We start from the raw sequence: 2,632 nt of genomic DNA on the forward strand, positions 1-2,632 counted from the left end.
CAGGGCGGCGTGCACCGCCATGAACAGGGTGGTGTCGCGGCCGGCGGCGAGCCGCTGCAGCCGCGCCTGCAGCTCGGCGTCGATGTGGAACCGGACGATGTCGCCGCGGAAGGACTGCCGCGGCGGGCGCGGCCGGTCGGTGGGCAGGGTCAGCACGTCCGGCAGGCCCGCCAGGGCACGACGCCAGTGCGCCAGCTGCGCGGCGGCGCGGGAGGTGGGATCGCCGGCGTCGCCGAGCCGCTCGTTCTGCCACAGCGCGTAGTCGGCGTACTGCACCGGCAGCGGCTGCCACGCGGGCCGCTCCCCGCGGGTGCGGGCGTGATAGGCGGTGATCAGGTCGCGGGCCAGCGGCTCGGCGGACGCCCCGTCGGCGGCGATGTGATGGACCACCAGCACCGCGATGTGCTCGTCGCGGCCGACGGCAAACAGCCGGGCCCGCAGCGGCACATCGACGGTGACGTCGAAGCCGGTGGCGACGAACTCGCGGATCCGGTCCAGCGCGTCCTGTTCGTCGGTGGTGACCACGTCCAGGTTCAGCGGCACGTCGTCGGCGGCGAGGATGCGCTGGCTCGGGCCGTGCGGCCCGGTCGGGTAGACGGTGCGCAGGCTCTCGTGCCGGTCGAGCACGTCGTGCAACGCCGCCCCGAGCGCGGCGACCGACAGGTGCCCGCTCAGCCGGATCCCGAGCGGAATGTTGTAGGCCGCCGAGGCGGTGTCGAACTGGTTGATGAACCACATGCGCTGCTGCGCCGGGGACAGCGGGATGCGGTCCGGGCGCGGCTGCGGCACCAGCGCCCCGGCGGCCGGGGCGGCGCCGATGTCGGCCAGGTGCGCGGCCACGGCCCGCACGGTCGGGTTCTCGAACAGGGCGCGCACCGGGATGTCGGTGCCGAGGGTGGCGCCGAGGCGCGCGACCGCGCGGGTCGCGATCAGCGAGTTGCCGCCGATGTCGAAGAAGCTGTCGGTCACCGAGATCCGGTCGGTGCCGAGCACCGCGGCCAGTTCCGCGGCGACGATCGTCTCCAGGTCGGTGGCCGGCGCCTGGTAGGAGCCGTCGGTCGCGGTCAGGTCCGGCACCGGCAGGGCGCGGCGGTCGAGCTTGCCGACCGGGGTCAGCGGCAGCTCGTCCAGGGCAACCACCCCGGCGGGCACCATGTGCGCGGGCAACAGTTCCGCCACATGGGCTTTCAGGGTGTCGGCGTCGACGGTGCGGCCGGGTTCGGGCAGCACGTACGCGACCAGGACGGTGTCGCCGGACGCGGCGGTGTGCCCGAGGGTCACCGCGAAGGACACATCCGGGTGGGCGGTCAGCGCCGCGTCGATCTCGCCGAGTTCGATGCGGAACCCGCGGACCTTCACCTGGAAGTCGGAGCGGCCCACGTACTCCAGCTCCCGCGCCGCGGTCCAGCGGGCGATGTCGCCGGTGCGGTACATCCGCTCACCCGGCTGCCCGTAGGGGTCGGCGACGAACCGGGCGGCGGTCAGGTCCGGGCGGGCGTGATAGCCGCGGGCCAGGCCCAACCCGGCCAGATACAGCTCGCCGGGCACCCCGACCGGCACCGGGCGCAGTGCCCGGTCGAGGATCACCGCGTGCACCCCGGGCAGCGGGCCGCCGAGGGTGAGGGGGCTGTCGACGCTCATCGGGTCGCTGATCGCCGCCATGATCGTCGTCTCGGTCGGCCCGTACGCGTTGACCAGCCGCCGGCCCGGCGCCCACGCGTCACGCAGCTCGGGCTGCCAGGCCTCGCCGCCGACGGCGAGATCGACGAAGTCGGGGATGTCGGCGGGCCGCAGCGACGCCAGCGCCGCCGGGGTGATGAACCCGTGGGTGACCCGCTGCTCGCGCAGCACCCGGGCCAGTTCGTCGCCGCCGTACACGGTCGGGGGCACCACCACCAGGGTGGCGCCGGACCCGAACGCGCCCAGGTACTCGAAGATCGACGCGTCGAAGCTCGGCGACGAGAAGTGCATGACCCGCGAGCCCGGGCCGGTCGCGAAGCGGCGCCGCTGGTCGATCGCGAAGTTCTCCAGGCTGCGGTGGGTGGTCACCACGCCCTTGGGTCGGCCGGTGGAGCCGGAGGTGTAGATCAGGTAGGCGGGATGGTCGAGCCGCAGCGTCGCCGGCCGGACGGCGTCGGTGACCGGGTCGGCGGCGGCGGTGGCGATCCGCGCGGCGAGCGCGGGATCGTCGAGCATCAGCCACGGCACCGCCTCGGGCAGCCGGTCGCGGTGCGCGGTGGTGGTCACCCCGACGGTGGCGCCGCAGTCGTCGAGCACGAACGCGATGCGCTCCGGCGGATAGTTCGGGTCGACCGGCACGAACGCCGCGCCCGTCTTGGTGATCGCCCACATCGCGGCCACCGACTCGAGGGACCGGGCGATGCCCAGGGCCACGAACGTTTCCGGGCCCACCCCGTGATCGAGCAGCACCCGCGCGGCGCGGGTCGACCATTCGTCGAGGTCCCGGTAGGTCAGCTGCCGGTCCCCGGCGGTGACCGCGATCGCGTCCGGGTGCGCCGCCGCGGTCGCGGCGAACAACTCCGGCAGGGTGCGGGTGGTGCCGCCGGCGGGGCCGCGGACCGGGGCCAGCGCGGCGTGTTCGGCGGCGGAGAGCACCCGCACCCTGCCGGAG

The 2,632-nt window shown here is 74.8% G+C and carries 1 protein-coding gene; it reads right to left on the reverse strand.

From position 1 onward, the window contains the following. Positions 1 to 2,632 (reverse strand): non-ribosomal peptide synthetase (locus I0Q12_RS13060; protein WP_197252325.1); only part of this gene is annotated, 2,632 nt, incomplete at both ends.

It is taken from the genome of Rhodococcus sp. CX (assembly GCF_015865005.1).
Taxonomy (GTDB): domain Bacteria; phylum Actinomycetota; class Actinomycetes; order Mycobacteriales; family Mycobacteriaceae; genus Rhodococcus.